This window comes from Rummeliibacillus sp. NPDC094406 (genome assembly GCF_044763875.1).
Classification (GTDB): domain Bacteria; phylum Bacillota; class Bacilli; order Bacillales_A; family Planococcaceae; genus Rummeliibacillus.
Genome location: NZ_JBIWGZ010000001.1, coordinates 167,494 through 190,688 on the forward strand (window position 1 = coordinate 167,494; position 23,195 = coordinate 190,688).

Annotated in this window: 25 protein-coding genes and 1 pseudogene; 24 read left to right on the forward strand and 2 right to left on the reverse strand. The window is 33.6% G+C overall.

Translation table 11 applies throughout. From position 1 onward, the window contains the following. The first annotated feature begins 148 nt into the window (after positions 1-148). Positions 149-475: a pyrophosphohydrolase domain-containing protein gene (locus ACIQ4I_RS00760; protein ID WP_403091909.1), complete on the forward strand. Its 327-nt coding sequence runs from the start codon at positions 149-151 to the stop codon at positions 473-475. A 133-nt stretch (positions 476-608) separates the two neighbouring features. Here the strand turns inward: ACIQ4I_RS00760 and ACIQ4I_RS00765 are convergent, their stop codons facing one another. Further along, entirely contained in the window at positions 609-1,553 is a 945-nt protein-coding gene (locus ACIQ4I_RS00765) for an alpha/beta hydrolase (protein ID WP_403091910.1), read from the reverse strand. Positions 1,554-1,917: 364 nt separating this feature from the next. Here ACIQ4I_RS00765 and queF point away from each other — a divergent pair, with 364 nt between their 5' ends. From queF to ACIQ4I_RS00815, 10 genes are all read left to right on the forward strand, one after another. Continuing rightward, on the forward strand, positions 1,918-2,418 hold the full coding sequence (queF, locus tag ACIQ4I_RS00770; protein WP_403091912.1) for a preQ(1) synthase: 501 nt from the start codon (positions 1,918-1,920) through the stop codon (positions 2,416-2,418). Between the two features lie 519 nt (positions 2,419-2,937). Beyond that, positions 2,938-3,543: an MOSC domain-containing protein gene (locus tag ACIQ4I_RS00775; RefSeq protein WP_403093321.1), complete on the forward strand. Its 606-nt coding sequence runs from the start codon at positions 2,938-2,940 to the stop codon at positions 3,541-3,543. A gap of 538 nt (positions 3,544-4,081) precedes the next feature. Next, positions 4,082-4,801 carry a Fe-S oxidoreductase gene (locus tag ACIQ4I_RS00780; RefSeq protein ID WP_403091913.1) on the forward strand — a complete coding sequence of 240 codons (720 nt, stop codon included), beginning with the start codon at positions 4,082-4,084 and terminating at the stop codon, positions 4,799-4,801. A gap of 149 nt (positions 4,802-4,950) precedes the next feature. Next, positions 4,951-5,484, forward strand: a complete 534-nt coding sequence (locus ACIQ4I_RS00785; protein ID WP_403091915.1) for a C39 family peptidase — start codon at positions 4,951-4,953, stop codon at positions 5,482-5,484. Between the two features lie 616 nt (positions 5,485-6,100). Further along, positions 6,101-6,727: a TetR/AcrR family transcriptional regulator gene (locus ACIQ4I_RS00790; RefSeq protein WP_403091917.1), complete on the forward strand. Its 627-nt coding sequence runs from the start codon at positions 6,101-6,103 to the stop codon at positions 6,725-6,727. A gap of 17 nt (positions 6,728-6,744) precedes the next feature. Continuing rightward, complete coding sequence (locus ACIQ4I_RS00795; protein WP_403091919.1) at positions 6,745-7,575, forward strand: transporter substrate-binding domain-containing protein; 831 nt, start codon at positions 6,745-6,747, stop codon at positions 7,573-7,575. 18 nt (positions 7,576-7,593) lie between these two features. Further along, positions 7,594-8,235: an amino acid ABC transporter permease gene (locus ACIQ4I_RS00800; RefSeq protein WP_403091921.1), complete on the forward strand. Its 642-nt coding sequence runs from the start codon at positions 7,594-7,596 to the stop codon at positions 8,233-8,235. Between the two features lie 12 nt (positions 8,236-8,247). After that, the gene (locus ACIQ4I_RS00805) at positions 8,248-8,994 is read left to right on the forward strand and encodes an amino acid ABC transporter ATP-binding protein (protein ID WP_403091923.1); all 747 of its coding nucleotides are present in this window, start codon (positions 8,248-8,250) and stop codon (positions 8,992-8,994) included. A 13-nt stretch (positions 8,995-9,007) separates the two neighbouring features. Further along, positions 9,008-9,430 (forward strand): OsmC family protein, encoded by a 423-nt coding sequence (locus ACIQ4I_RS00810; RefSeq protein WP_403091924.1) that lies wholly within the window; start codon positions 9,008-9,010, stop codon positions 9,428-9,430. A 196-nt stretch (positions 9,431-9,626) separates the two neighbouring features. After that, positions 9,627-10,457: a MerR family transcriptional regulator gene (locus ACIQ4I_RS00815; RefSeq protein ID WP_403091926.1), complete on the forward strand. Its 831-nt coding sequence runs from the start codon at positions 9,627-9,629 to the stop codon at positions 10,455-10,457. A 445-nt stretch (positions 10,458-10,902) separates the two neighbouring features. Here ACIQ4I_RS00815 and ACIQ4I_RS00820 read toward each other — a convergent pair whose 3' ends face one another. Then, the gene (locus ACIQ4I_RS00820) at positions 10,903-11,724 is read right to left on the reverse strand and encodes an exonuclease domain-containing protein (protein WP_403091928.1); all 822 of its coding nucleotides are present in this window, start codon (positions 11,722-11,724) and stop codon (positions 10,903-10,905) included. A gap of 219 nt (positions 11,725-11,943) precedes the next feature. On the opposite strand from ACIQ4I_RS00820, the gene ACIQ4I_RS00825 reads away from it, so the two are divergent. From ACIQ4I_RS00825 to ACIQ4I_RS00885, 13 genes and pseudogenes are all read left to right on the forward strand, one after another. Further along, positions 11,944-13,674 carry a phospho-sugar mutase gene (locus ACIQ4I_RS00825; protein ID WP_403091930.1) on the forward strand — a complete coding sequence of 577 codons (1,731 nt, stop codon included), beginning with the start codon at positions 11,944-11,946 and terminating at the stop codon, positions 13,672-13,674. A gap of 223 nt (positions 13,675-13,897) precedes the next feature. Further along, positions 13,898-14,566, forward strand: coding sequence for a response regulator transcription factor (locus tag ACIQ4I_RS00830; RefSeq protein WP_403091931.1), 669 nt, complete (start codon positions 13,898-13,900; stop codon positions 14,564-14,566). Next, a complete protein-coding gene (locus tag ACIQ4I_RS00835; RefSeq protein WP_403091933.1) occupies positions 14,563-15,918 on the forward strand; it encodes a HAMP domain-containing sensor histidine kinase in 1,356 nt (451 codons plus the stop codon). Before ACIQ4I_RS00830 ends, ACIQ4I_RS00835 begins: the two co-directional genes overlap by 4 nt. Before the next feature lie 137 nt (positions 15,919-16,055). Next, positions 16,056-16,322, forward strand: a complete 267-nt coding sequence (locus ACIQ4I_RS00840; protein ID WP_403093399.1) for a hypothetical protein — start codon at positions 16,056-16,058, stop codon at positions 16,320-16,322. Continuing rightward, positions 16,204-16,545: a GNAT family N-acetyltransferase gene (locus tag ACIQ4I_RS00845; RefSeq protein ID WP_403091935.1), complete on the forward strand. Its 342-nt coding sequence runs from the start codon at positions 16,204-16,206 to the stop codon at positions 16,543-16,545. The genes ACIQ4I_RS00840 and ACIQ4I_RS00845 overlap by 119 nt, the downstream gene beginning before the upstream one ends. Positions 16,546-16,835: 290 nt before the next feature. Then, positions 16,836-16,949: an ArsR family transcriptional regulator gene (locus tag ACIQ4I_RS00850; RefSeq protein ID WP_403091937.1), complete on the forward strand. Its 114-nt coding sequence runs from the start codon at positions 16,836-16,838 to the stop codon at positions 16,947-16,949. Positions 16,950-17,107: 158 nt separating this feature from the next. Continuing rightward, complete coding sequence (locus ACIQ4I_RS00855; RefSeq protein ID WP_403091939.1) at positions 17,108-17,722, forward strand: SdpI family protein; 615 nt, start codon at positions 17,108-17,110, stop codon at positions 17,720-17,722. Between the two features lie 275 nt (positions 17,723-17,997). After that, positions 17,998-18,909: an ABC transporter ATP-binding protein gene (locus tag ACIQ4I_RS00860; RefSeq protein ID WP_403091941.1), complete on the forward strand. Its 912-nt coding sequence runs from the start codon at positions 17,998-18,000 to the stop codon at positions 18,907-18,909. Next, complete coding sequence (locus tag ACIQ4I_RS00865) at positions 18,906-19,616, forward strand: ABC transporter permease (RefSeq protein ID WP_403093323.1); 711 nt, start codon at positions 18,906-18,908, stop codon at positions 19,614-19,616. Before ACIQ4I_RS00860 ends, ACIQ4I_RS00865 begins: the two co-directional genes overlap by 4 nt. Further along, positions 19,617-20,337 (forward strand): annotated as a pseudogene (locus ACIQ4I_RS00870) (ABC transporter permease). An 81-nt stretch (positions 20,338-20,418) separates the two neighbouring features. Next, entirely contained in the window at positions 20,419-21,378 is a 960-nt protein-coding gene (locus tag ACIQ4I_RS00875; RefSeq protein WP_403091942.1) for an NAD(P)H-dependent flavin oxidoreductase, read from the forward strand. 228 nt (positions 21,379-21,606) lie between these two features. Further along, positions 21,607-22,236: a class I SAM-dependent methyltransferase gene (locus ACIQ4I_RS00880; protein ID WP_403091943.1), complete on the forward strand. Its 630-nt coding sequence runs from the start codon at positions 21,607-21,609 to the stop codon at positions 22,234-22,236. A gap of 268 nt (positions 22,237-22,504) precedes the next feature. After that, a complete protein-coding gene (locus ACIQ4I_RS00885; RefSeq protein WP_403091944.1) occupies positions 22,505-23,173 on the forward strand; it encodes a reverse transcriptase-like protein in 669 nt (222 codons plus the stop codon). Positions 23,174-23,195: the final 22 nt, after the last annotated feature.

Genomic DNA, 23,195 nt, shown 5'->3' on the forward strand with positions numbered 1-23,195 from the left:
CAACTGTAGCGGAACATCCAAAACTGAATAGTAAAAAGCTAATGTGTTGAAATGTTCGTATTTTATAAACAAAAATGGATTTATGAAATTTATTCGAATAAAAGGATAATACGAAATAAGAAGAGTTTATATAAAAGGTGAGATAAAAATGCCAGTTTACAATAAATTAGTCCGTGATTTAATTCCCGAAGTGATTGAGAAAAATGGAAAGAAATTTTCAACAAGAATATTAGCACCAGAACAACATTTAGGAGCAATTAAATTAAAGATGCAAGAAGAAGCTCTTGAATTTAAAGAAGCAACAGTACAAAAAGATGCCATAGAAGAGTTAGCAGATGTTTTAGAGCTCGTTCATACAGCACTGGATGTTTACAATGTATCTTTCCAAGAATTAGAACAAATACGACTGGCTAAAAAAGAAAAACGTGGGGGCTTTTCAGAGGGAATCTATCTTTTAGAGGTAGAGGATGATTAAGCTTACATTTATATCAAATTTAAAAAGTTGAGATGGTTGAAGTTTTAATAAGTTTGAATTCTTAAATATTTATCAATTTAATAAATCGAAAAAAATCCGAATTGTATCTTTAGTACAATCCGGATTTCTTTTTCTAGAATTTCGAGTTATCTTCATTTTTAAGCGCTTGTATTAATGTATTCGATACAAGTTCGATGGCATCAGCACCTTCGTCCAAGAATCCAGCCATCCAGAAGAAACCATGTATTGTGCCATCATATCTTTTAAGCTGTACTGGAACATTGGCTTCTTTTAATCGTATTGCATAAGCCTCGCCTTCATCTCTTAATGGGTCGTATTCCGCTGTGATGATTAAAGCTGGAGGTAGATCTTTTAAACTTTTAGCCTGTAAAGGTGATGCATTAGGATTTTTTCCATCCACGTCACTGTATAAATAGTGATTCCAAAACCACTTCATATCGGCTTTTGTTAGGAAATAGCCTTCGCTGAAATTTTCATAAGATTCTGTATCTAAATTATAATCTGTCACTGGATATAACAAAATTTGCTGAACGATTGCATCAACATGATTATCTCTTGCTATTTGTGAAACCACTGCTGCAATATTACCACCCGCACTGTCGCCACCAACAGCAATCTTAGATACGTCAATATTTAATTCTGCACCGTTTTCGATAACCCATTCAACCACCGCATAGCTATCTTCAATTGCTGCAGGGAATTTATGCTCAGGTGCTAGTCTATAATCAACGGAAATAACTACACAGCCAGACTTGCTTGCAACTTGACGACATGGAATATCTACTGCATCTAAATCGCCAATTACCCATCCTCCACCGTGATAATAAATAAATACGGGCAAGGCAGCTTTACTTTTTACAGGAGTATATATTCTAACTGGAACTTTCCCGACTTTGGTATCTAAGTTTTGATTAACAACACTTTCAAGTTCGACTGATTCACCAGCTAATTCTTTAATTGCTAAAGCGGTTCTCGCGTCAACGGGGCTTAATTGATGTGTAGATGGTGTGCCTTCTAATTGTTGAAGTATCAATTCTACTTTTGGGTTCAATGTCATTCTAAAAACTCCTTTCTATAAATAGAGATATAGAAAAATATGAAATATATTAAGAAACTATTCATCAAATAATTGATATCAATTGATTCTTAAATAAAAAATATCTTTTCTTGACTAACTTTAAATTGTTAAGTATCATATTTATGAAATTAAGATAAGAGGTTCATAGCGCAAACCCTCTTTAAAAAACTATGGAACATGCGAATAATGCCATGTCCACTTTTTGCGGATATGGCTTTTTTATTTTGCCTCAGATGCTTGCTGCTTGAGAGTTATCAATTTGGATTGATTGCAGAAGTAATAGAGTTTTTCATATAAGTTTTGGGGAGTTTTAGTTATGTGCTTTTTTATAGGAGGCAACATGATGTCAGGAAGAACAAATGAAGAGGGATTAAAAGATTTAACGCTACTAGGTAATCAAAATACAAAATATTCATATGAATACAATCCAGATGTACTTGAAGCAGTTGATAATTTACACACGGAGAACGATTTCTTTGTGAAATTCAATTGCCCAGAATTTACAAGTCTATGCCCAATGACAGGTCAACCAGACTTTGCAACGATGTATATTTCTTTCATTCCTGATAAAAAATTAGTTGAAAGTAAGTCGTTAAAATTGTATTTATTTAGTTTCCGAAATCATGGGGATTTCCATGAGGACTGCGTTAATATTATTATGAAAGACTTGATAAAACTGCTAGAACCTCGTTATATCGAAGTATGGGGTAAATTCACACCACGAGGCGGTTTGTCAATTGATCCATGGTGCAATTATGGACGTCCAGGTACAAAATACGAAAAAATGGCGGAGCATCGTTTGATGAATCATGATCTTTATCCAGAAAAAGTAGATAATCGATAAAACTCCATATACTTGGATAAGGTTGTTAGGAACAAAGTGAAGATATTGCTAGCTATAGTGATAGGGCAAGTACTTATATTAATGTGATGTTAAAAAAATAGCGTTGAGACAAGAAGCCAAGAATGTGGATATACCGATATTCTTGGCTTCCTTTTAATTAAAGCAAAAAATCGAGTCTTCAAATTTCAAAAGTGATGTCTTAATGATGATGCCGAATAAGGATTCTGACTCTGTTTCCATAGAGACCGTGATGATAAATACCTTCTTTATGAAAGGCAAGCAAGTTGAAATAGTAGCTGAGATTCCACAAAACACCAATATGAAAGTTACCAAAAACACGCTACATTAAAGGTAGAGTTTGACTATATTAACATAACGAAAAGGATAGTTGATATGGTATAATTAGGTACCATTAATAGTTGGAAATATTGATTAAATTTGTTACAAAAGGAGGCATAACAGTTGGAAGTGCATAACAAAGTGAATATTGTGAATTTTTCAACAGGTTTACCTAAGGAAATGAGATACGGAAAAGATCAGGTAATGGATACGGGGATTTGTAAACAATCAATTGATGAAGCATATCTGACGAAAGATGGATTTCATGGGGATGGTGTGGCAGACTTAAAACATCATGGCGGCTTTGATAGAGCTGTATGTATTTATCCATTTGAACATTATGCTAAATGGGAAAAAGAATTTGGAAAACCATTGGATGCAGCTGCATTTGGCGAGAATTTAACTGTTTCCAATATGTTAGAGGAAAATGTTTGTATTGGAGATATTTTTCAAGTTGGAGATGCTGTCATTCAGATCACACAAGGGAGAATTCCATGTAGCACCATTTCTAGGAGGGCTGATAATCCACTTATTTTAAAGAGACTTGTAGAGACTGGATTTGTAGGTTATTTATGTAGAGTAATTAAAGAAGGCACTGTAAGAAGTGATTCAGATATTTCTTTAGTGAAAAGACATCCTCATGAAGTCTCTGTTCTATATTGTATGGATACTTACTTTAACCGTACAGAAGATGTCGAAGCCATGAAAAAAATTCTAAATGTACCAGAATTAGCTGATGTGTGGAGAGAAAAATTGGACGCACGTGTAGAGAAGTTTTCAAAATAAGTAGGGTTCGATTTTACTACATATCAATATTAAATTTCTAAGTGAATCATTTTCATAATTCAAAGATTTAATAAAAAACACTAATATTAAATGGCCATTGTTATATGCCATCAATTAGAATATTATCTATGAAGTGGAAGATGGCGAGTCCTCGAAAATGCATTCGCATTTCCTTCGTGCGATGTTATTTCAGAGAGGTCCATTCATAGTCCTGCGGGAAAGCGAGACAGATGAGACCCCGCAGTGAAGCACGGTACGGGCTTCCGAGGAGGCTCAACGCTCGCCCGCGGAAAGCGCCATCTGGAGCGGCGTACTAACTCTAATAAACTATGGAACATCCGAATAATGCCATGTCCAGTTTTGCGGTCATGGCTTTTTTCATTTGTAAAAAAAGACCGAAGAAAAAATCGCAATACTTTGAGTCTATCATCTACTATAGTGCTTATATAAAATCCCAAGATTAAAGTATCATTTTAGCTAAAAATCTAAAATTGTAATATGATAGAGAAGAAAAATTATGAAGTAATTAGGTGATATAATGCCAGCGCTAACAATGGATCAAATATTAATGCTTGATTCGTATAATGTATATACGACAATACCAGAGCGCTCTCTTTTTACACTTGAGCGTGTGCGCAAAGAATTTTTCCAAGAAGATGAGTTTGCGGATTTAATGCTAGGTATTACAAATGCGACATCGAAAACAGCAGCAATTTCGCATTTTTCAAAACGCTACGGACAATTTATCGCAATGCAATTTTATATGTTAACAGCTTACGATGAAATATGGGATGGCAATGATCGTGATTTGCAATTTGATGTAACAAAAGAAAACGGACTCTATACGGTTTGTATGTTTGCTAATCCAAATGACTGGAACTACGTTGACGATACAGAACGTAAAAATGTGATGTCGACGATTTTATACAAACAGTGCTATCAGATCGTACAAGATTTGCGTAATACAACATCAATTTCTCTACGCGTTATTTGGGATAACTTCTTCGTGCATATCATAGGCGTTTATGCGAAAATGCTTGATAACCCATTACTTGCAGACCGTGCTATGGATGATTTAGAAATGTTGGAATCAAAAGAAGTATGGGCGCGTTTTAGTGATAAGTCATTATTTTATGAGTATACAAAAGGGTTAGCACCCGCTTCACTCATAAATCAGCCCATTCGAAAATCATGTTGTTTATCAAAAGACATTCCAGGACTCGGTGCGTGTGGTTATTGTCCACTTGAACGCGAGTAAAGAAAAGGGAAGCACATGAAAAAATGTGCTCCCTTTTTTGCATAAAAAGTCAAGTCATTTCAAATGTATAATCATTATAGTTACATAAACTAATTTTTATATTTTAAGGAAAATAGATATCAGTTGTTAATTGAAGGGAGAGAATCATTTTGAACTTTTGTCTGAATATGCCACGTTTTGGGCAACACTTTGAAGAAGGAGAATGGCCAGAAAATGCATTAATTGAAGGAAAAGGTGCAGATTATTGGGGAGAGAGTGTTTGCGGTTTAGCATGTATTCGTATGATAATGGGACATTACCAAATACCAGTAGCTACAGCTTATGACTTACTTACTGATGGAATTCATTTAAATGCATATTGTGAAAAAGGATGGATTCATCAGGGCTTAGCAAATATTGCAGCAAAATTCGACTTACATGCAAAACCAATGGCTATTAAAGATGGCGATGAACTTGAATTGTTACTAACAAATAATGGACCTGTAATTGTATCTGTCACTGGTCAACTTCCGGAAGATGGTCGAAAGGGAGGTCATCTTAACGTTGTATGCGGAAGACATAAAGAAAACGGTGAATTTATGATTTCATTCCGTGATCCATCGAAATGGGGTAAGTCTAATAGCATTGTGTCAGAAAAAAGATTCTTAGCTAGCTTTACAGGTCGAGGTATTGTGTTCATGTGAAAATTATAGATGTTATTTTAGATAACATGAAGAGAATCGGTCTTCACACTGAATCATAGACTGTGGATAAACGTTTAGTTTGTATTTAGTCTTTGTTTAAAATAAATAATATAAATCAATTTCATAATGCAGATTTTCAATGAAATTTATCAATGTTTAATAATACCTAACTTTGTTATTGTGGAGCGAAAGACGGCGACTCCTACAGGAAAAGCTTGAGCTGAAAGCCCCGCAGGAACGATTTTAAGGAACAAAGCCTAAGAGCGCCACGTCCTGTGGCAACGGCTTCGTGACCAACATCGTGTTGGCCCGAGGAGATTGAAGCCAAGCCCGTGGAAAGCGCCGTCTGTAGCGGAACATCCAAATCTAATTATTGAAATTTAATGTGTTGAATTGTTCGAATTTAAAAACCAAAAATAGATTTACGAAATTGAATCATGAGCAAAAAATTTCAGTCTTTATTGTCAATCAGCAAATTTTATATATAAACCAATTAATTTTGAGAAGGAATTAAATTTCATTTATTTTTCTAAAAAAAATTAAGTCAAATCTATTGACTAATATATAGTAATCTTATAGGATTTAATTGACTAATGGATCAGTCGAGGTGAATAGAATGGTTCAAGCAGATGTTCGTAGACAAGAAAGAGAGCAACAATTGATTAAAATAGCACTTGAATTATTCGCAACTGTTGGTTATGAGAATACGAAAATTTCGGATATTGTAGCACACGCGAATGTTTCGCAAGGCACATTTTACTGGTATTTCAAAAGTAAAGAAGCCATTGCTTTGAAGGTGCTTGAAACTGGGCGGGAAAGTATACTAGAGGCAATCGCGATAGGATATAGAGAATCTAAAGCTTCGATTCAAGAATCCGTCGTATCCTCAAATCATTTATTTGTACATATTTTTCGTTTTGCCGAGGATAATTCCTATTTAATGCACATACTGATAAAAGGAATCCACTCTCAGCCTTTGTTGCAACAAAAAGTTGATGAAATTAAAGCTGATATGGAAGCAGCCTTTGCCAATAATATTGGACGAGCAAAAGAATTAGGAATGCTTAGTCGGCCAATTGAACCTAAAATGCAAGCAGTGTTTATCATGAGTTTGTTGGAAGGTGTACTATCTAGGTGGCTGTTTGCAGAACGAAGCGAAAATCACGCATTCGCTGACAAATCATTACAAGAAATAATTGAGGAAACCGTACACTTCGAATTTTTCGGTATTTTCGGTGTATAAAATAGGAGGAAAAAAACGTGAAAAAAGCAAAATGGTTATTAGCTTTTGTAGCCATAGCAGTTCTAGTTCTTAGTGCATGTGGAAATAAAGGCGCTCAAAAAGATGTCAACCATGGCAACAACTATACAGATCAATTACAAAATATCCAAGATCATGGAGAAATGACAGTCGGTATAATGGGAACGTATGCACCATACAACTTTATGGGCAAAGATAAACAATATACTGGTTTCGATGTAGATATTGCAAAAGAAATTGCAAAACGTATGAATGTAAAAGCAAAATTTGTTGCACAAGATTTCTCAGGTTTAATCCCAGGCTTACAACAAGGTAAGTTTGATGTACTTGTCAGCCAAGTAACGATTACAGATGAACGTAAAAAAGCGATCGACTTTTCAGACCCATATATTACAAACGAAGTGAAAGCAATTGTTAAAGCAGATAACAACAGCATCAAATCAACTGCAGACTTCAAAGGTAAAACAATTGGTGTAGGTCTTGGTACGAATGATGAAGCTTATTTACGTAACGATTTAATGCCAAAAGTCGGCAACTTCAAAATCAACACGTATGATGATGTCATCACTACATTAAAAGACTTGGATGCAGGCCGTATCGATGCAACAATTAATAATGTTTATGCATTAAAACCAATCGTTGAAAAAAATGGCTTTAAAATTAAAGCTGTCGGAGATCCAATTAAAGCAGATAAAGCTGCAGTAGCTGTGAAAAAGGGAAATCCAAAATTAGTTAAAGCGATTAACAAAGCAATTGAAGATATGAAAAATGATGGTACTTATAAGAAAATCTTCGTTAAATGGTTTGGTGAAGAACCACCAGCAGAATAAAGAAAGTAGGAAACACACATGGATTTAGTTATTGAAAATATACCCTTTCTATTAAAAGGGGCATATTACACATTACTGATTACAGTGGTATCCATGTTCTTTGGCTTAATAATAGGCTTACTTGCTGCGATTGCCCGAATTAAGGGCAATCGCTTTCTGCGTAATATCGCAAGAGTCTATGTTTCAATTATTCGAGGAACACCACCACTTGTACAACTTGTCATCGTTTATTATGGTTTAGTTGATTATGGTATCGAACTTGGCCCATTAACTGCAGCTTATATTGCATTAAGTATTAATATTGGTGCATATGTGTCAGAAGCGTTCCGTGGCGCCATTCAATCAGTTCCAAAAGGTCAATTAGAAGCGGCACTTGCAACAGGGATGACAGAAAAACAAGCGATGCGACGTATAATTATTCCACAAGCTATTCGCTATGCAATCCCACCTTTGGGTAATACATTTGTCGGTATGTTAAAAGAAACATCTTTAGTTTCTGTTATAGCAGTAACAGAGTTAATGCGTTCAGCACAGCTTTTAGTTGCTCAATATTATGTATATATGCCGTTTTATCTTTCAATTGGGATCATGTATTGGGTAATGAGTACAATCTTTACCTTTATATTAAATAAAATTGAAAAACGCTTATCGGTTTACTAGGAGGTGCAGAAAATGATAGAAATTCAACAACTATACAAAAACTATGGTAGTAACGAAGTATTAAAGAATCTGACTTTATCCATTCCTGCACATCAAGTAGTAGCCGTCATTGGACCAAGTGGTTCAGGGAAGAGTACATTCTTAAGATGTATTAATGGATTAGAAACAATTACAGCAGGCAAGATTACGGTTAATGGACATGAAATCAATGCGAAAGCATCAAAAAAAGTACTACAAAATGCCATTTATGCCATTCGACAAGAAACAGGCATGGTGTTTCAGCAATTTAATTTATATCCACATAAAACCGTTGTAGAAAATGTCATGGAAGCACTATTAGTTGTGAAGAAAATGCGAAAAGACCAAGCTCATCAGATTGCATCTAATTTATTGAAAAGAGTTGGATTGTCAGAAAAAGAAGATAGCTATCCTTCGCAACTCTCAGGTGGTCAACAACAACGTGTAGCAATTGCAAGAGCTTTAGCTATGGAACCGCAACTGATGCTATTTGACGAACCCACTTCAGCGCTTGATCCAGAACTAGTCGGTGAAGTACTAAAAGTAATGAAAAGTTTAGCAGAAGAAGGCATGACAATGATGATTGTCACACATGAGATGAACTTCGCGAAGAATGTCGCAGATCGTGTTCTATTTATGGCAGATGGCGTCATTGTAGAAGATGCTGAACCAAAAGCATTTTTTGAACACCCACAAACCGCAAGAGCACAACAATTCTTGCAACAGGTAAATGAATTCTAAGGAGGAAATATATATGCAAATCACAGCAAAATGGCAAGGTGGCCGTGCATTTGAAGCAATAGGTGCATCCGGATATAAAATGGCTATGGATGCAACTGCAAATTATGGTGGGGAAGGACAAGCACCAACACCTACTGAAATGCTTCTCAGCTCATTAGCAGGTTGTATCGGAATCGATGTAACGATGATTTTGAAACCCCATTTAGATAAAATCACAAATCTAGAGATCGTAGTAGATGGTACTCGCCGTGAAGAAATGCCAACAGCTTTTACTGCAGCAAATCTTACTTTTATAGTAGACGGCAATATCGACGCACATAAAGTATGGAGAGCCATTAAATTAGGCGAAGAAAAATATTGTGCAGTATCCGCATCGCTAAAAGCGGAAATCACACATTCACTAATTCTAAATGGTGAAAATGTACCGTTCGAATAAAAATTTCATATGAGGAGCAAGGAGATGAATTTTCTCTTTGCTCTTTTTTTATGGGAATCACCATAAACCGATTCAAATTGTATCTTGATAATGCGGTGAATAATAAGAAAATTTGATGAAAATACAGAAAATATTGTCAATTATTGTTGAGAATATTTTATAATAAGTTTAATAGATTTCAGAAAGAGGACAATTCATGAAAAACAAATTTTCGATTGGGCAGATGTCGAGGCTAAATAATGTTTCGATTAAAACACTTCGTTATTATGATGAGATTGGGTTGTTTCGACCTTATGAAGTGGACTTAGCTTCAGGTTGTCGATATTATTTAATAGAGCAATTTAAAGAATTAGAAATTATTTTATATTTGAAAATGATGGGCGTTCCTCTTAAAGATATAAAAAAACAACTGGAAAATCGCAGTTTAGATGATTTTATTTCTATTTTAGAGAATGTAAGAAGAATCACTCGTGAGAAAATTGAGATTTTAAAACGAATTGAACAAGGATTGCTAACGCGCGTCACAGAACTAGAAAGTACCAAAAACGATACCAGTATCGGGAAACCATATATTGAACATCTGGATTCGTACAACATTATTCAAGTCAACAAGAAAGTTGGTTCTTTAAAAGAATTTGAAACTGAACTTCGTCAATTGAAGACCCATAATGAGCATATCGCACCAATTGTCATTGGGAATATTGGATATTTAGTGAATATTGAAGAACGAAGAAATAAAGAATCTTCTTATGACGGTATTTTCTTATTAGTGGATCAAAAAATGCATATGCAAATGGATAGTATGACCCCTATCGATGGAGGAGATTTTGCAATAATACGATGGAGAGAAAAAAAGGATGAAGATCGTAAATACATAGAAAAACTCTTACGTTTTATTAAAGTACACAATTATCAAACAGAAGGTCCTATATATATTCGTAAAATTGTTGATGGTATTATTTCCAATCATTCAGAAGAATGGTTAAAAGAAATTCGTATAAAAGTAAATCAATTGACTCCCTACTAAGGGGAAGGCTTACGATAGATTTAGCGAATTTCAATTGAAAGTAGGACTTGACTTTTGATACAGTCATCCAAATATTTGGATGAAAGAAGAGCATAGAGGTTATTATGGCATCCTTTTGGGGATGTCTTTTTTGTTGAGGAAGGTTGAGGAATGATGAAAATAAGACTTTAATTATCAAGAACGCAAATACAATTTGAAATGTCGCAATTAATGGAGCAATTTCGCAAGTAAATCATCGAAAGTCGCAAGTAAAAGGATGGAATACGCAAGTAATTTTTTTCGAGAAATAATAAAATTTATGAAAATAAATACTTATTTTTCAATCAATCCATATTCATATTCCCACCCCTTCATCGAGACATTTCCGTAAAGCTTTTAGAACTCCCACTTATCACGTACATTCTGTTAATAAGAACATCAGGTCGTCACTCATTATGCTATTAGCTCATTTTAAATATGAACGAATTTTTTCTTCCTGAATGATTTCAATTGCATAGCCCATTGATTGTAGGTGTTCAGCTTTATTGAACTTCGAACTTTTCTGACCAGCCTCAGCTTTAGCCCAGCTACTATTACTAACAATCAGTATATCTGTTTGTTTTGTTACAGTATTGCTAAATATCCCTCCAATTGTACGAATTTTTTTTGCAGCCATCGATCTTGTTAAACCTTCAAGTCCACCAGTAAAGACGATATGTTTTCCTTGGAAGTACGAAGGCGATGAAATGGTTGTACCTTTTGTTGAAATATTTTTTGCAGGATTGGTTAGTTCTTGAAGAGAAAATCCTTCAAAATTTTTTTCGAAGATCAAAACAAGTTTCGCAATGATTTCAGCACGTTCAAATTCTAGTGGGATACCAAATAGATGTGCAAGAGTGGGTAATGAAAAATGACGTTCGTCTGTCATTTTGTTTTTGGCAAATTGAAGGGTACAACCAAATTTGCAGTACGGAATAAGTTGATCAATGGACATACAGGATTCTTCTAAAACTGATTTGTCAAAATCACTATAGTATCCAATGACAATTTGACTTGTCAGCCAATCATTTAATACTGGATAAAATTCTTCAAATGTTGGTGAAAGTTGGACCATATCTTCGGTAATTCCGTGTTGTGATATATGAAATTCATCAAACGATTGCTTGGGGTTAATGTATGTGAAAAGTGAATCGACAATCTCATTTTCAATGACTTTGACAAGTCCAATAGAACAAATACTATCTCTCCACTGATTTGCTGTTTCAATCTCTAATGCAATAAAATCCAAATGTCTTCCTCCTGAAATCTATACTATTTTTATTATATCAATATATTCGATTCATTGGAGGTACATTTTTCCTTAAAATATCGCATATATAGAAATGACTAGGTACATTATTAAAATAGAGATAAAATGAAAGAAGTTAGGCAAAAAAACATGTTTTTTACAAGTAGACATTGATTAATTAAACTATTAAATATTGAAATAAACCGAAGAGGTGTTAGCATGACTTACCAAAATACTTTTGAAAAGTGGCAGAATACAAAGGAGCTACCAGAAGATTTACGATTAGATATAGATAACATGGCTATGGATGAAGCGAAAAAAGAAGACGCATTCGATAAAACTTTATCATTTGGAACTGGTGGGATGCGCGGTGAAATGGGTGCAGGAACAAATCGCCTAAACCTTTTTACCATTCGAAAAGCAACAAAGGGTGTTGCTGATTATATTCAGACTTTTGGTCAAGAAAAGGCGAATCAAGGAGTAGTTATTTCCTTTGATGGTCGTCGAATGTCTAAAGAATTTGCAATCGAAACTGCTACTACACTTGCAAGGAATGGCGTAAAAGCTTATTTATATGAAGATTCTCGTACAACGCCTCAGTTATCTTATTCAGTAAGAATATTTAATACGTTTATGGGTGTGATGATTACTGCTAGCCATAATCCACCTGAATACAACGGCTATAAAGTATATGGAGAAGATGGGGCCCAATTGAATTTACAAGCTGCTGAAGAAGTTATCTCTTATATAGATAAAGTGGGGGACGAGCTGCAATTGTCGGCTGGCAATTTTGATGAATACGTAAAAAGCGGTGAAATTCAAATCATCACAACAGAAGTTGATGAGGACTATTTTCATGAGCTTTCAACGATTCCATTTGACGCCTCACTTTTCAATACAACAGATTTACAAGTTGTATTTTCACCACTACATGGTATTTCTGGATATACTGTTCAACAAATTTTCGAGCGTTTTCAATTCAATGGAATGCATTTTGTTCAGGAGCAATTCAAGCCAAATGGCGAATTTCCAACTGTCGTTTCTGCAAATCCTGAAGAGAAGTCTGCTTTCGAATACGCAATAAGAGATGGTCTAAATATTCAAGCAGATTTACTTCTTGCAATTGATCCGGATGGTGACCGATTGGGCGTTGCAGTAAAAGATGAGAATTCTTATCAGCTATTAACGGGAAATCAAACTGGTGCAATCATTCTCTATTATTTGCTCTCACATATGGGGGAATATGGTGTACTACCAGAAAACGGACGGATCATTAAAACAATCGTTACTTCCGATTTTGGAGAATCTATCGCCAATCATTTTGGTATCAGTACAGAAAATGTCCTTACAGGATTTAAATTCATCGGCGAAAAAATCGATCAGTACAACAAATCAGGTGAATACAAGTTCCTTTTTGGATACGAAGAAAGTTACGGCTATTTAATCAAAGACTTTGCAAGAGACAAAGATGCTAATCAAGCGATTCTTATATTAATCGAAGCAGCTGCCTATTACAAAAAACAAGGTAAATCACTTCTAGACGTCTTACAAGTACTGTATAAAGAGCATGGTTATTATAAAGAAGCACTTGTATCTATTACGAAAAAAGGAATTGAAGGCGCGAAGTCAATCAAAAATGCTTTATCAGAACTTCGTGATAATCCGTTAGAAAAAATTGGCGAATTACATGTAACCAATATTCAAGATTATTTAAAACAAACGACTTCATATACTGACGGTCATCCAAGTGATAAAATTTCGTTGCCAAAATCTAATGTTTTAAAATATACGCTTGAAGACGGTTCATGGGTTTGCGTTCGTCCTAGTGGCACAGAACCGAAAATTAAGTATTATATCGGTGTGAAAAGTGAAACAGAAGAAGCAGCAAACGAGCAACTTGAAAAATTGAAAAATGCAATGATTGAGTTGATGGAGAGAAAATTAAAATAGTATAGTTAATTTAGCAAAAAGGGCTGTTCTTTAAAGTAGATTCAATGACTCTAAAGATAGTCCTTTTTACTTTATCAATCATATCAAATTAAAATACACCAAAAGATACAAGCTATTTACAAATATGTAAGTTACATCTGATAATATAGAAAAGTAAATATCAAAAGAAACAATTTCCTAGTAGTTATATAAGAGATTATTCATTAAAAAATGAGGTGGCACAATGATCCATATTCTATACATAGAAGATGAAAATGAAATTGGTAGTTGGGTAACAAAAGATTTAAAAGAAAGGGGCTATGATGTGACATGGCTAAAATCTGGCGAGAATGCTGAGGAATATCTAGCAACAGTGGATATTGCTATTTTAGATATAATGCTTCCAGGGCTAGATGGTTTTTCTATTGGTAAACGTATGAAGAGGGAAATACAGAATTTCCCCATTTTGATGCTTTCTGCACGTACAGCAGTAGAGGATAAAATAGAGGGCCTAAGTTTTGCAGATGATTATTTAACAAAGCCATTTCATCCAGATGAACTTGCTGCACGAATCGATGTACTGTTACGAAGATTCCAAAAGAATGATGATATTTTAGAAATTCAACATCTAAAAATCTATACAAAAGATTTAAGAATCATTGATAAAAATAAAGAGGAAGAAATTCAATTAACAGGAAAACAATATTATTTGTTTCAATATTTTATCCGCCATTTAAATCAGATCTTAACTAAAGAACAACTTTATGAAGGGGTATGGGGAGAATCCTATATAGAAGGCGATAAAACATTAATGGTACATATTCGATATTTACGAGAAAAAATTGAAGAAAATCCAGGTAAGCCAATTATCATTGAAACAATTCGGGGAATTGGATACCGGGTAAAACAATGAAACAATTCTTTCGATCTTTATTAGCAAAATATATGTTGATTATATTGACGGCTATTTTTATTGTTCAAATTGCCTATCTAGTTATCGCCTTATTTATGGTCAAGATAGATCATCATATCGAAAATAGTAATAAAAATAGCCCAGAAGTGGTTGAAGCAAATTGGCATAAAGCTGCAAATAATATTGAAAAAGATATAAATAAAAATATTCTCAGTCTTTTTGATAATTGGAAAGAGAAATATCCAGAAGCAACAATGTTTTGGATTAATCAGAACGGTGTTTTATCAGAACAAGTAAATGTGAAAGGTCGATTTCCAAATAAATGGGATTCAACTTATACAGCAAAATTTATGAAAGAAAGTTATGCTAATGATCCATTTACAGTTATTGCGTTTGTAGGAAAAGACAATTCCCATGGTTTTGTCGTTTTACAAATCCCAAGAAAAACCTTTAATCCACCTATGGTAAAGGCAAATGAAAAATATGGCACGATGTTAAGTATTGTTATGTTGGCTATTATTATTCTCTTTATCGCTATTTCCTTCATCTTTTTCAGAGGTATTCGAAAGAGATTGTTACATTTGCAAGATGCAATGACAATTCGGGATGTCGATCAACTCCCAATCGAGATTGATCTGATAAAGAAAGATGAAATTGGTCAGCTAGAACAAACGTTTAATCAAATGGTAATTGAGTTAAGAGAAAGTAAACAGCGTGAAAAGAAAGAAGAGCAATTAAGAAGAGAATTAATCGCAAACCTTTCACATGATTTACGAACACCTTTAACGAAAATACGCGCACAAACTTATACAATTAGTAAGGAAAAGTTATCCCAAGAAGGAAAAAATGCAGTAAAAGGATTAGAGAAATCTGTATTGAATATAGATCATTTAATTGAAAACTTAATGTCATATACACTATTAATGGCAAGTAAATATAATTTTGATCCTATAGAAGTAGATGTGGTTCGGCAGGTGCGTGAGTGTATAGCTAGTTGGTATCCAGTATTTGAAAAAGAAGGATTTACTATTGACGTGGAATTACAATCTTTTGACAATCATGAATGGCATGTTGATCCAATTTGGTTAGAAAGAATATTAGATAATTTATTTCAAAATGTCCTTCGCCACGCCAATGAAGGATTATTTGTCAAAGTGAAAACCGTATCGACGACACAATATGATGCGATAATCATTGCTGACCATGGAAAAGGAATGAACAACCAATCCAATGAAAAAGGAGCTGGAATTGGATTATCGATAGTAGATTTAATGATCAAAAATATGGATCTTGAATGGGATATTCAATCAACCAATGATGGTACAACAATTACTATTATGAAAAACTACTAGAATAGGATATAGTTTGAAATTGTTGGAGTTATTTGGAATATGGTTGTTTCTCAAAACGACAAGAAGGAAGCTTTATATAAAGTCACAGAAGTATGTGAGTAAAATACAGTATTTAATACCAATAGGAGGCGAAAATAATGAAAAATGAAATTCATATAGAGTTAATTGAGGCCAATTCCGAAAATAAGAATATATTAGAAAATTTATTTCAGTATTACTTACATGATTTGTCCGAGTACACGGAGAATCTTAGTTTAGAAAGTGATGGTAAGTTTGATAGTGGTGATGTTGAACTTTTTTTTTACACAAGACAATTTACTTCCAATAAAAATATTATTGAACGACGAAGTAATTGGATTCATTTTCTTAATAAAAGGGAAAACAGTGGATTATGTTATCAATGATATGTTCATTTTAAGAAAGTTCCGTGGTAAAGGATTGGGTAAAGTAGTAACTAAAATTATTTTTGATCAATATAAAGGGTCATACGCGGTTATGCAATTAGTCAACAATAAACCAGCAATTACATTTTGGCATGCTATATATCACAATTGTCAGAATGAATATGTAGAAAATGAAATAGTTTCAGGTGAAGATCTATGTCTAATACAAAAGTTTAAGGTATAACAACTAAGAAAATAAGAATTCTAAACTTTTCTATTGTTCATTAATTCCTGCAACATAAAGCGACAAACGCTGCTATAACAAAGTTTGTCGCTTTTATTTTTATGAGAGGTCGGGATTTTATTCATGCGTCCACAAACCTTGATATGACAGTGTTTTCGGCATCTTTTACGGAAATAGCGTCAACTGCATATTTTGCATAAATTTATGTATATATATTTTACAATTAATTGCATATTACTCATAATATAGATATATAGTTAAATGTCTATATGTTGAAGGAGGGATTCTTTTTGAAAGATGTTTATAAAGCAATCTCTGATCCTATAAGAAGAGAAATTTTAGATTTGCTAAAAGAAGATGATTTAACTGTAAATGAAATTGCTAGCCATTTTAATATTAGTTAACCTAGTATCTCTAACCACCTGTCTATTTTAAAAAATGCTGACTTAATAACTTCTGATAAATCTGGAAGGTATGTGTATTATTCATTAAATACAACTGTGTTTGTTGAAAGTTTTAAATGGTTTATTGCTTTATTAAATAAAGAAAAGGAGTAAATACAATGAAAAGCTTAACTTTAGTGTTATCTACATTTTTCTTTTCATTAATTTTATGGATTGGAACGTATAATTTTTTACCTGAAAAAGTAGCAATGCATTTTGATGGAAATAATGTAAATCAATATGCCAGTAAGAGTTTCATGTTCATGATGTTTATGCTAATCACCATCATCTTACTACTATTACTCTTTATATTTTTAAATATCGATAACAAGAATCCAAATAAGCTAAAAATTAACAAACCTTTCTCAATTATAGGTATCATATTTGTATTAAGTTTAAACATCATTTATTTAATGAATGTTCAAAATGAATCGTTAAAAACAGAATTCTTAATAGTACTTTTCATTGGATTTATGCTATTCGTTGTTGGAAATTATTTACCTCAAATTAAGTATAATTCAAAGTATGGAGTTAAAAATTGGGCAACAGTTCAGAATCCTCAAAACTGGAATAAAGTACAAAGGTTTAGTGGTAATACATTTGTTATAGGTGGACTATTAATTTGTATTTTTTCATTTTCAATTCCATTTTTAATTGCTTTATTACTTACATTTTTCGTAATCGGAGTAATGTTATTTGTAATTCATATGTATTCAAATAGATTAGCAAATTAAGCTTGAAGTTCTCATAAACGGGCGTTAATGGAAGATAAAAAGGTCGAGTTTTATACTCGTTCCCTTAGTTGTTTACCTGAAATGCATTTAGGGTGTTCAATATCTTAGTTATTTGAAAGATGATTTCTGTCTTGTGCAGAAATCATTTTTTTATTTAATAAATTTTTAAATGGGATATTTAGGTTATATGAAAGAGATAATTTAAACAAAATTTAAACTTCCTACTTACCTAGTTTTAACCTTCAGATTCTAAGATAGAACATGAGGTGAGAAACATGGAATATATAGTACATACAGAGAACTTATCAAAAACGTTTGGAAAAGAAGTAGCAGTTAATGGAGTGGAATTGAAAATACCTAAAAAAGAAATATATGGATTTTTGGGACCGAACGGAGCAGGAAAGACGACAACAATTCGTATGCTTTTAGGTTTAATGAAGCCAACTTCTGGAGACATCCACATTTTTGGAAAAGATTTAAAAAAAGACAGAATAGAGATTTTACGAAAAGTTGGATCATTAGTTGAAAATCCATCCTACTACCCACATTTGACTGCACATGAAAATTTGGAAGCTATTCGAAAGATTTTAGATGTACCACCTTCAAGAATTAAAGAAGTATTAGAAATTGTACGTTTAACAAATGTAAGTAATAAGAAAGTTAAGGGATTTTCTCTAGGGATGAAGCAACGATTAGGGATTGCAGCCGCATTGTTGCATAATCCTGAGTTGCTAATCTTAGATGAACCAACGAATGGATTAGATCCATCAGGAATAATTGAAATGCGAGAACTAATCAAAAGCCTTCCAACCAAATTTGGTATAACAGTCCTTATATCAAGTCATTTATTATCTGAGATTGATCAAATGGCAACAACTGTAGGAATCGTAAATAAGGGAAAGCTAATCTTCCAAGATTCTATCGATGCAATGCGTTTATATGCACAGCAAAACGTATCATTAACTGTAAGTAATGGTGAGAAAGCTTGGAGATCACTACTAGCTAAAGGAATAAAAGCTACATATATGAATAACCATATTGAACTGGAAGATTGTTCAAATGAAAAAATAGCACAAACTGTAGAAACTCTTGTTCATGACGGATTTTCTATTTATCGAGTTGAAGAAGAAAAAAGATCATTAGAAGAAATCTTCCTTCAAATGACGAGGGGAGAGAAATGGGCATGATTCGAAATCTAATCGTGACAGATTTTCTTAAAATAAAGCGGAAAGGTTTTTGGTTTTTAACATTTCTAGGGCCATTTGGTATTGTTGCAATGCAAATGGTCAATTATGGTGTGCGAAAAGATTATCTGTTGAAGCAAAGTGAAGATGATTGGGGCTATTATTTAGACAATGTCAGTTCATTTACGCCTTTGGCTATTGTATTAGGTATTGCCATTTTAACATCTTTAATGGCAAGTCTTGAAGATGAAACAAATGCATGGAAGCAGTTGATTGCATTACCTGTTACAAAAATAAATGTCTATTTATCCAAATTTACAGTTGTTATTAGTTTGTTATTTTTAACATCTTTCTTATTAATGATCTTTACACTTGGATTTGGTGTTTTTCTTGATTTAGGAGAGCTGATTCCATATATAGATGTACTTAAATATAGTTTTTATCCTATCTTGGCTGCATTGCCAGTATTGGCGTTGCAACTATGGATTGCAGTTGTTAGCCAAAATCAAGCAATTCCGATTACTACAGGAATAATAGGTACTATATTAGCCTTTGCAGGTTCTGCTTTACCTGATTGGATGATTTGGAAGTGGCCATCTTTAATGAATGAATGGGAGAAACCCATCATAAATGTTGTTCTTGGAATTAGTGTTGGAATTGTCTTATATATTATTGGAATGGTTGATTTTAATAGAAGGGACGTGAAATAAATGCTAGCCATTTTACAATCAGAATGGTTTAAATTACGCAAATCTAAAATAACATACATCTTAATAATAGGACCATTAATCGGGCTAATGACTGGTATTAATTCACCTCTTGAATTAAAAGTAAGTGAATGGGAACAGGCATTGTTATATATGAATTTAACATATGCGTTATTATTTTTACCGCTTATTACGGGTGTACTGGCTAGCATGATTTGTAGATATGAACACCAAGCGGGGGGATGGAAACAACTTTTGGCGCTGCCTGTTTCAAAGGGGGCAAGTTTTTGTGGCTAAATATATTATTATAATGCTAATTGTTTTGGTCATTCAAATATTATATTTTTGCGCATTATTTGCGGTAGGTGTCATAAAAGGTTTTAGTGATCCTTTTCCTATAGAAATTATCTGGAAATGTATTATAGGGGGATGGATTGCGACATTCCCATTAGTTGCTTTGCAGTTATGGATGTCCATCTTATTTAATAGTTTTGCAGTACCATTTGCTGTTAATGTGGTCTTCACATTACCTTCAATATTGGCTATCAACTCAGAACATGTCGGTCCCTACTATTTATGGGCACAACCCTTTATGATGATGTATATTGGTGGAACAGGCGATGTATTTTACATTCCTTGGGAACAACTGATATCCGTTGTCGGGGGAGGATTTATATTATTATTTCTTTGTGGATACTTATATTTTCAAAGAAAAGCTGTTTAGAAAACATATAACAATATCAGAATATTATGTATAATTAATGGTGTATAAATCATGTTTTTAATAACGGCGGGGGTGTATTGTTTGAAAACACGTGTAACAGAATTATTAGGGATTAAGTATCCAATCATTCAAGGAGGACTTGCTTATTTAGCTTATGCAGAACTTGCTGCGGCTGTTTCAAATGCAGGCGGTCTAGGTCAAATTACTGCTGCAACTTTAGGGACTCCAGAAAAACTTCGTGAAGAGATTCATAAGGTTCGCACATTAACCAAAAATCCATTTGGTGTGAATTTTGCAATTTCAAGACATGATCGAAAATACGAAGATTTGTTGGAAGTGGCAATTGAGGAAAAGGTGTCAGCTATTTCGATTACTGGTGGTAACCCAAAACCTGTGCTGGAAAGAGTGAAGGATGAAGGTATCAAAACAATGGTTCTTGTTTCTGGTGTTAGACAAGCACAAAAAGCAGAACAACTTGGGGCTGATATTGTAATGGCAGTTGGACAAGAAGGCGGTGGCCATTTAGGGAGAGAAGATTTAGGAACAATTGTACTTGTACCAAGGGTAGCCGAATCTGTGTCAATACCAGTATTAGCTAGTGGAGGAATTGGCGATGGAAGAGGATTACTTGCTGCATTTGCACTTGGTGCTGAAGGTATAGAAATGGGGACACGTTTTATAGCGACAAAAGAATGCGTTCATGCCAATGATGCATATAAAGAAGCACTTATTAATTCAAAGGAAACCGATACAATTGTAATCGAAAGATCTTTAGGTGCTCCCGGGCGAGCATTAAAAACAGAATTTACTGAAGAAATTGTAAATCTTGAACAAAAAGAAGCTACTTACGAAGATTTAAAAGATATGATTAGTGGTCGAGCGAATCGTAAATATATTTACGAAGGTAATATAAAAGAAGGTTTTGGATGGGCTGGTCAGGTTATGGGGCTAATCAATGATATCCCTACTGTACAGGAATTGTTTGATGAGATCATTCATAATGCAAATGAAGGAAGAAAACGCATAAATAATATTTTATAAGTGAATCAATTTTGCCTCTTCCATAGGAAGGGGCTTTTGTCTATTAAAATTAGTATCTAATAAATAGTTTTAAAATGTACATAATTATGGTAATATTCTAATTATTATGTAAGGAGGAATAATTATGAAAAACTTAATCGATATCAAAGAGAACAAAATTTTAAAGGGAAAACTTAGCGAATAATAATTAGTGCTCAATTATTCGCTTGAATAATAGGAGGAGCATAAATGTTAAATAAACAAGGTTTTAATTTATGGGCAAATGATTATGATAAAACAGTACAATTAAGTGAAGAAAATAATCACTATCCATTTGCAGGATATAAAACGATTTTAAATACCATTTTCAATGAAATTATGCAAAAGAAACAATCCAAAGTTTTGGATATAGGATTTGGTACAGCTGTGCTAACGAGTAAGCTCTTTGAAGAGGGACACAGTATAGATGGTCTAGATTTTTCTTCAGAGATGATTAAAATTGCACAAGCTAAAATGCCGACTGCACGATTAATGGAATGGGATGTTTCGAAGGGATTCCCCAATTCTTTAAAAAACACTAAGTATGACTTTATCATCAGCACATATACATTACACCACTTATCAGATGAAGAAAAAATTTCTTTTATTAGGAACTTATTGTCTCTGTTAGAAGAGGGTGGGGAAATAATAATTGGTGATATTGCCTTCAAGACAAGGGAACAACTCGGAACTTGTAGAGAAGAAAGTATTAATTATTGGGACGAAGATGAATTTTATTTTGTTGAAGAAGAAATACATCCATTATTGAAAGAATTCTGCCAATGTGAGTTTCATCCGATATCACATTGCGGTGGTGTATTTATAATTACAAGACGGTAAAACTGAAAAAACTGTAGGTAAACTTAAAGGTAAAAGTTTATTTACAGTTTTTTGATTTTGGCTTTGTTATATGAAATATTGGATGGTGGAAATTACAGTAGAAAGAGATCGCCTGTAGCAAACGGTTGAAAAATAACGGTTTTTTTAAACAAACAAAGCCTTAACTTTAACAACTACTTCGAATCTTTTTCATATTTATTGACGACAATGGAGAAAATAAAAAGAAATTAAATCAAATTAGCATTTTATTGATGTAGGAGGGCCTGTGATGAATATTACGATTGAATGGGTATACAGGACACCAAAAGGAACCGAAACCTTATTTCGTTCAGACGAAATACCAGCAGAACAAGGACTGAAGATTGCTCAAGATTTGGAAAAAACGGGCCGTGCGAAGAGAATTACTTTTATCGATCAATTTGATAGTACTTGGACCATCAAAGAGATGAAAAGGTATTTAAAAGAAGTCGAAGGAGAACCTCATAATATTACGGTATATTTTGATGGTGGATTTGATATAGGGACAGGTATCTCAGGTTTAGGATGTGTTATTTACTTTGAAAAGAATGGAAAGCCATATCGTGTTCGAAAAAATGCGCAAACAGTTGGACTAGATTCAAATAACGAATCAGAATATGCTGCACTTCATTTAAGTATTATTGAACTCGAACTTTTAAATGTAAAAACGATGCCAATCAGGTTTATCGGAGACTCTCAAGTAGTAATTAGTCAGATGAATGGTGATTGGGCAGTGCTCGAACCTGAGTTAGCAAAGTGGGCTGACCGTATTGATGATAAGCTGAAAAAATTAGGTATTCAACCAGAGTACGAACATGTGTCAAGAAAAATGAACACAGAAGCGGACCGTCTTGCTACACAAGCAATACATGGAATTGAAATTATTGCACAGGTAGAATTGATCCTTGAAAATGATTGACTTCTACCAACTATTTTATACA

Excerpts from the sequence above, each read along its gene's own strand:
- ACIQ4I_RS00760 (WP_403091909.1), top strand. The coding sequence starts at position 149 with ATGCCAGTTTACAATAAATTAGTCCGTGATTTAATTCCCGAAGTGATT.
- ACIQ4I_RS00765 (WP_403091910.1), bottom strand. The coding sequence starts at position 1,553 with ATGACATTGAACCCAAAAGTAGAATTGATACTTCAACAATTAGAAGGC.
- queF (WP_403091912.1), top strand. The coding sequence starts at position 1,918 with ATGTCAGGAAGAACAAATGAAGAGGGATTAAAAGATTTAACGCTACTA.
- ACIQ4I_RS00775 (WP_403093321.1), top strand. The coding sequence starts at position 2,938 with ATGAGATACGGAAAAGATCAGGTAATGGATACGGGGATTTGTAAACAA.
- ACIQ4I_RS00780 (WP_403091913.1), top strand. The coding sequence starts at position 4,082 with ATGCCAGCGCTAACAATGGATCAAATATTAATGCTTGATTCGTATAAT.
- ACIQ4I_RS00790 (WP_403091917.1), top strand. The coding sequence starts at position 6,101 with ATGGTTCAAGCAGATGTTCGTAGACAAGAAAGAGAGCAACAATTGATT.
- ACIQ4I_RS00800 (WP_403091921.1), top strand. The coding sequence starts at position 7,594 with ATGGATTTAGTTATTGAAAATATACCCTTTCTATTAAAAGGGGCATAT.
- ACIQ4I_RS00805 (WP_403091923.1), top strand. The coding sequence starts at position 8,248 with ATGATAGAAATTCAACAACTATACAAAAACTATGGTAGTAACGAAGTA.
- ACIQ4I_RS00810 (WP_403091924.1), top strand. The coding sequence starts at position 9,008 with ATGCAAATCACAGCAAAATGGCAAGGTGGCCGTGCATTTGAAGCAATA.
- ACIQ4I_RS00815 (WP_403091926.1), top strand. The coding sequence starts at position 9,627 with ATGAAAAACAAATTTTCGATTGGGCAGATGTCGAGGCTAAATAATGTT.
- ACIQ4I_RS00825 (WP_403091930.1), top strand. The coding sequence starts at position 11,944 with ATGACTTACCAAAATACTTTTGAAAAGTGGCAGAATACAAAGGAGCTA.
- ACIQ4I_RS00830 (WP_403091931.1), top strand. The coding sequence starts at position 13,898 with ATGATCCATATTCTATACATAGAAGATGAAAATGAAATTGGTAGTTGG.
- ACIQ4I_RS00835 (WP_403091933.1), top strand. The coding sequence starts at position 14,563 with ATGAAACAATTCTTTCGATCTTTATTAGCAAAATATATGTTGATTATA.
- ACIQ4I_RS00840 (WP_403093399.1), top strand. The coding sequence starts at position 16,056 with ATGAAAAATGAAATTCATATAGAGTTAATTGAGGCCAATTCCGAAAAT.
- ACIQ4I_RS00845 (WP_403091935.1), top strand. The coding sequence starts at position 16,204 with ATGTTGAACTTTTTTTTTACACAAGACAATTTACTTCCAATAAAAATA.
- ACIQ4I_RS00855 (WP_403091939.1), top strand. The coding sequence starts at position 17,108 with ATGAAAAGCTTAACTTTAGTGTTATCTACATTTTTCTTTTCATTAATT.
- ACIQ4I_RS00860 (WP_403091941.1), top strand. The coding sequence starts at position 17,998 with ATGGAATATATAGTACATACAGAGAACTTATCAAAAACGTTTGGAAAA.
- ACIQ4I_RS00865 (WP_403093323.1), top strand. The coding sequence starts at position 18,906 with ATGATTCGAAATCTAATCGTGACAGATTTTCTTAAAATAAAGCGGAAA.
- ACIQ4I_RS00880 (WP_403091943.1), top strand. The coding sequence starts at position 21,607 with ATGTTAAATAAACAAGGTTTTAATTTATGGGCAAATGATTATGATAAA.
- ACIQ4I_RS00885 (WP_403091944.1), top strand. The coding sequence starts at position 22,505 with ATGAATATTACGATTGAATGGGTATACAGGACACCAAAAGGAACCGAA.